Genomic DNA, 6,039 nt, shown 5'->3' with positions numbered 1-6,039 from the left:
TGGTAGTTGGGGGTTTCCCCCTGTGAGAGTAGGACGTCGCTAGGCACTAAGAAATCAGTACCGAGAGGTACTGGTTTTTTTGTGTTCTTTTTTAGGTTGAGTGTGGTAGGGGGATATCGTGTCATTCTCCATTTCGCGGGTCGTATTCAAGGATTGGCTGATGGTATTCTCCATTTGGACGGTGCTATTCTAGAATTGGCATGGCCTATTCAAGGATTCGAGCATCCCATTCTAAAATTCACGAATTCCAAACAATTCAACGCGCAAGAATGGTGTCAGTTGGCTCACCAACTGACACGTTTTCTGTTTGTGCGGTCTGTTCTACTGGATCAATGGCGTTAATGATTGTAGTTTTTTATGTGTAGAGTGGCCAAAAAAAGACATTCTCCATTTCGCGAGTCGTATTCAAGGATTGGCCGATGCTGTTCTCCATTTGGCTGGTGCTATTCTAGAATTGGCCAGGCCTATTCAAGGATTCGGGCATCCCATTCCAAAATTCATGACTATCAAACAATTTAACGCACTTAAAATGTTGTAAGTAGCACAATTTTTGGCGCGTTTTATTTTCTAATGCGTTGTGCTGATGAAATGAAGGCGGCCACTCCGAGGGGAAACAGCACGAGCTGAAGACCCTGGACTGAGCGCAGCGAAGGAAGCGGCTAAAGCCGTGCCCCCCGGAAAGCGTCCCCCGCAATGAACATCAGCCACATTGTTCATTAGCTCAAGATATAGTTATCAGCCTAACTGATCAATACTGTATAATTGTAACCATATGGGAAGAACGGAGACTTTAATTATGGGGAAACGACCAATAGTGGAACGGATGGTTCAATTTTATGAGAAGAAACCGGTCTCTTTTCATGTTCCTGGACATAAGCATGGATTATTAACCGAATTACCACGTGCATTTCGTGATGTCATGAGGTTTGATTATACGGAGTTAAGTGGACTGGATGATTATCATCATCCGGAAGAGGTGATTGAGGAAGCTCAAGTTATGCTGGCAAATGCGTATGGTGCGGATCAAAGCTTCTTTTTGGTGAATGGATCTACTGTTGGGAATTTGGCCATGGTTTATGCAACCTGCACAGAAGGCGATTTGGTATTGGTTCAGCGAAATGCCCATAAGTCGATATTTCATGCACTGCAATTAGTTGGTGCAAATCCGGTATTTTTGACACCTGAGTGGGATGGAAAGACCGAAACAGCGACTCATATTAGTGAGGACACGTTAAAAAATGCACTGGACATGTATCCTGGCGCAAAAGCATTGATTTTAACGCATCCGACTTATTATGGCGTTATTAATCCATTTATGAAGGAAATCATTGAACTTGCTCACGCATCGAATATGCCAGTGCTTGTCGATGAAGCACATGGGGCTCATTTTAGTGCCAATGAAACATTCCCCGCCTCTTCGCTTGATATAGGGGCTGATGCGGTCGTTCAGTCGGCTCATAAAACGTTACCAGCTATGACGATGGGGTCCTATTTACATATTCAATCAAAGCGCGTGTCATCCAAAAAAGTAAATACATATTTGAGAATGCTCCAAACGAGCAGTCCTTCTTATTTATTATTAGCTTCACTAGATGATGCTAGAGATTATATAGAAACATTCTCGCAAGAAGATGCCAATTCTTTTATTCGTACGAGAGAGCAATTTGTATGTGGATTAAACTTAATTAAGAATTTGAGCCTCGTTGAGGTTGAGGATCCACTGAAGTTGCTACTGAGAGTGAATGGGTATTCGGGATTTGAGTTTCAAAAGAAGTTAGAAGAACAGGGAGTCTATGGTGAATTAGCTGATATGACACAAGTGCTTTTCATCTTACCTCTAGTAAAAAGAAAACATACATTTCCGTTTGCCGATATCCGGGTGCGCATTAAGTTAGCCGTTGAACAGTTGATGAAGCAACCGAAAAGCAAAGTTCAAATTGATTATACACATGATTTAGAAGCTATTTCTCGACTTGCAACGTCATACAAAGAGATGGACGAGCATGATTCTGAATGGATTCTTTATTCAAAAGCGGTGGGTAGGATTTCTGCTGGTATGGTGATACCTTATCCACCAGGGATCCCGCTTTTCATTCGCGGTGAAAAAATTACGACGAATAAATTAGAAATGCTTGCTGATTATTTAGCAAGTGGGGCAATGATACAAGGAGAGCATGATTTAAGCCGGAAACAGTTGCTTGTTTTGAAGGAGGAAATTAAATGAATACAACTGGATTTTTTATTACCATTGAAGGACCTGAAGGGGCTGGCAAAACAACGGTTATGCAAGATGTGTTTAAGCAGCTTCAATCTGATGGATATGACCTTATTTCAACGAGGGAACCTGGCGGCATTCGAATTTCAGAAAGAATTCGTGAAATCATTTTAGATAATGAGTTTACGGAAATGGATGGTCGAACGGAAGCCTTGCTATATGCAGCTGCTAGAAGACAGCATTTAGTAGAAAAAATTGAGCCAGCTTTGGCACAAGGAAAAATTGTCTTATGTGATCGTTTTGTCGATGCGTCTCTTGCTTATCAAGGATATGCACGTGGACTTGGAATAGATGAAGTGTTATCGATTAATGAATTTGCTATCGGTAAACTAATGCCAGACCTCACGTTATATTTTGACGTAGACCCAGAAATTGGTCTTAATAGGATTGCGAAGAACGATAATAGGGAATTAAATCGGTTAGATGTCGAGAGTTTAGCGTTTCATCAGGCAGTTCGCACGGGGTATCAAGAAGTCGTGAAAAGGTATCCGAATCGTATACAAGTGATCGATGCATCACAGTCACAAGAAGAGGTAACAAATTATGTGCTGAATGTTCTGAAAAAAACTCTTGAGTCACGCATGAATTGATGCTTCCATTCATGTTATAATAGTAGGAAGTATTTCCGAAAAAAGGGGATGAGCTTATGAAGTTAATAGTAGCGGTTGTTCAAGATCAAGATAGTAATCGATTATCAAGTGCTTTAACAAAAGGTGATTTTCGTGCAACAAAATTAGCAAGTACAGGTGGTTTTTTACGATCTGGAAACACGACATTCTTAATCGGTACAGATGATGAACTAGTTGGAAAAGCACTCGACTTGATTCGTGATAATTGTCGATCTCGAGAACAGATGGTTGCTCCAGTTTCTCCAATGGGAGGAAATGCTGATTCGTATATCCCTTACCCAGTTGAAGTTGAAGTAGGCGGAGCTACAGTGTTTGTACTTCCGATTGAGCAATTCCATCATTTTTAAGACACGGAGGTTGATTTCACATGAAAATTAACCAAGACGTTCGTGTAGGTGTAGATAAGCTTCGCAAAGATTCATCACAACCATTGCAACCTGCGAATCGGTTTGGACAATTAGTAGCAAAACAAGAAAATAGAATGCAGACCGAACAGTTAACTAGATTATTAGGTGATATTTCGACTGCAGGTGACCGTTTAGCGAGATCACGAAATCTGCGTGAAATGGCCAAATTTAAAATGTTGGTTAAACGTTTTTTATCGGAAGCGGTAGATTACGGGATGGGTTTGAAACAATCACATACTTGGAACCGCTTTGGTGAAGGTAGAAGATTGAAAATCATAGAAACCATTGATGAAAAGTTGGTTGAGCTTGCGCAAGAAATTTTAGTGCAAGAAAAAGAATCAATTGATTTATTAGACAAAATAGGTGAAATTAAAGGATTGTTAATCAATCTTTACACGTAAAATCCCGTGTCTTCCGGATGTCCGGGACACGGGTTTTTTAAAAAAATTTAGCGTTAAAGGTGTGAGCAAAACGTGACACAGTCTATTTTAGAAGTTTTAAAGCTTCAACCGGTTGTGATGAAACAACTTCAAATGATTTACCAAAAACAACGGATTGCTCATGCCTATCTTTTTGAAGGTGGTAAAGGCACCGGGAAGCAAGCAGTAATGCGGGCTTTTGTAAAATTATTATTATGTGAAAATCCTCTTCAAAATGTTCCATGTGAAACGTGCCGAGGATGTAGAAGGTTCGAATCAGGAAATCATCCGAACTTTATGGTTGTTGAGCCTGATGGCCAAGATATTAAAAAAGATCAAATTTTACAAGTTATTATGGAAATGAATAAAACGAGTCTCGAGGCAGGCCGTAAAATATATGTGATACAAAGAGCGGATCGCTTAAATCCTTCTTCTGCGAATACGTTATTAAAATTTCTAGAAGAACCAGAAGGACAAGTTCATGCCATCTTACTTACGGAAAAACCATATGCAATCTTACCAACCATTCGATCTCGGGTTCAGCAAATTTCGTTTCCTTCAATCCCTAGAGATGAACGAGTGAAATCGTTGATTCAGCAAGGCTTAACTGCCTCGATGGCTGCAACCGTTTCAATGGTTACCAATGATATTGAAGAAGCTTTGGTGTTAGCAAAAGATGAGCAGTTTGCACAGGCTCGAAAAACAGTGTTAAAATTAGTAGAAGTTGCTGAAACTAATGTTCATGAAGCGATGCTTTGTGTCCAAGAAGATTGGCTTCCAACGTTTAAAGAAAAAGAGGAAACAGAGCTGGGGCTAGACTTGTTACTATTCGCATATCGCGATTTAGTGGCCGTCAAAGCAAATCCTGACACAGTGTGTACTTATCCGGATATCATGCATTTCTATCAACAACGAGTTCTTCATGTTACATATGAGCAGTTGTCCGATAAAATACAAGCGATTTTAAAAGCGAAGCAACAATTGCATCGCAATATGAACCGGACGTTGTTAATGGAACAGCTAATGCTGAATCTGCAGGAGGGGTTTTCTTTTGTATAATGTGGTAGGTGTCCGCTTTAAGAAAGCGGGTAAAATATATTATTTCGATCCAATTGATTTTGCTTTAGAAAAAGATCAATATGTCATAGTAGAAACTGCAAGAGGTGTGGAGTATGGTAAGGTCGTTGTTGCTATTAAACAAGTAGATGAACACGATGTTGTATTGCCACTTAAGCAAGTTGTACGTCCCGCTGATGAGCGTGATCGTATTCAAGTTGAAGAAAATCAATCTGAATCTCAACGTGCATTTGATTTAGGGACAGAGAAAATTGTTGAGCATTCACTTGAAATGAAGTTAGTGGATGTTGAATATACATTTGACCGTAATAAAATCATCTTTTATTTCACAGCAGAAGGTCGAGTTGACTTCCGTGATTTAGTGAAAGATTTGGCTTCTGTATTTAGAACGCGAATTGAACTTCGTCAAATTGGTGTGCGGGATGAAGCTAAAATGTTGGGTGGTATTGGTCCTTGTGGCCGAATGCTTTGTTGTTCCACATTTTTAGGTGATTTTGAGCCTGTATCCATTAAAATGGCGAAAGATCAGAACTTGTCACTTAATCCTTCAAAAATTTCAGGGTTATGTGGTCGTTTGATGTGCTGTTTAAAATATGAAAACGACGATTACGAACAGGCGAAAGAACTGATGCCTGATATGGGTACTCGGATTTCTACTCCAGATGGAGCGGGTAAAGTCGTTGGCTTAAACTTGCTTGAAAGAATTTTGAAGGTAGAATTGTTCGATGAACAAAGAATCCTTGAGTATTCGATTGAAGAAATTATGCAACATGCTGAAAAACCAGTTCAACTGACCGAATAATGAGGTGATTTCTTGAAAGAACGTAATTTCTTAGATACGGTCATGGAATTTGAGAAGCAACTTGAATCATTGCAAAGTCAATTTCATGCCTTAAAAGAATTTGTTGCTTTAATGATGGAAGAACACCAGTCATTAGAACAAGAAAACCACAATCTTCGTACACATCTTGATGCCATCCATTTAGCAGAAGAGGAATTGCGTAAGCAATCTGAAGAAGAAGTTAAACGGGTGAGTCCTATGGATATTGGCGAAGGGTATGATAACTTGGCACGATTATATCAGGAAGGTTTTCATGTGTGCCATGTACACTTTGGAAGTTCGAGAAAAGGCGAAGACTGTTTGTTTTGCCTATCTTTTTTAAATAAACAAAACGGGTAATGAAAGGCTGATTCCACTAATTTTGTGGATGTCGGTCTTTTGTTTTGTTGGA

General features: G+C 39.7%; 7 protein-coding genes. All 7 read left to right on the top strand.

Going from position 1 to position 6,039, the window contains the following annotated elements; translation table 11 throughout:
• Positions 1–796: 796 nt before the first annotated feature.
• The 7 genes from AC3EA5_RS02830 (at position 797) to yabA (ending at position 5,987) form a co-directional block, all read left to right on the top strand.
• Positions 797–2,224 (top strand): aminotransferase class I/II-fold pyridoxal phosphate-dependent enzyme, encoded by a 1,428-nt coding sequence (locus AC3EA5_RS02830; RefSeq protein WP_488606993.1) that lies wholly within the window; start codon positions 797–799, stop codon positions 2,222–2,224.
• Positions 2,221–2,865 (top strand): dTMP kinase, encoded by a 645-nt coding sequence (tmk, locus tag AC3EA5_RS02825; protein ID WP_488606992.1) that lies wholly within the window; start codon positions 2,221–2,223, stop codon positions 2,863–2,865. Before AC3EA5_RS02830 ends, tmk begins: the two co-directional genes overlap by 4 nt.
• 56 nt (positions 2,866–2,921) lie before the next feature.
• Positions 2,922–3,251: a cyclic-di-AMP receptor gene (locus AC3EA5_RS02820; RefSeq protein ID WP_394191598.1), complete on the top strand. Its 330-nt coding sequence runs from the start codon at positions 2,922–2,924 to the stop codon at positions 3,249–3,251.
• A gap of 20 nt (positions 3,252–3,271) precedes the next feature.
• Complete coding sequence (locus AC3EA5_RS02815) at positions 3,272–3,712, top strand: YaaR family protein (protein WP_394191600.1); 441 nt, start codon at positions 3,272–3,274, stop codon at positions 3,710–3,712.
• A 72-nt stretch (positions 3,713–3,784) separates the two neighbouring features.
• Positions 3,785–4,789: a DNA polymerase III subunit delta' gene (holB, locus tag AC3EA5_RS02810; RefSeq protein WP_488606991.1), complete on the top strand. Its 1,005-nt coding sequence runs from the start codon at positions 3,785–3,787 to the stop codon at positions 4,787–4,789.
• Entirely contained in the window at positions 4,782–5,609 is an 828-nt protein-coding gene (locus tag AC3EA5_RS02805) for a PSP1 domain-containing protein (RefSeq protein WP_488606990.1), read from the top strand. The genes holB and AC3EA5_RS02805 overlap by 8 nt, the downstream gene beginning before the upstream one ends.
• 12 nt (positions 5,610–5,621) lie before the next feature.
• Positions 5,622–5,987, top strand: coding sequence for a DNA replication initiation control protein YabA (gene yabA, locus AC3EA5_RS02800; protein ID WP_394191606.1), 366 nt, complete (start codon positions 5,622–5,624; stop codon positions 5,985–5,987).
• The last annotated feature ends 52 nt before the right edge of the window (positions 5,988–6,039 follow it).

Source organism: Paenisporosarcina sp. (assembly GCF_057785155.1).
The sequence above is the reverse complement of the archived record's forward strand: the minus strand, read 5'-3'. Positions and strand labels throughout refer to the sequence as shown.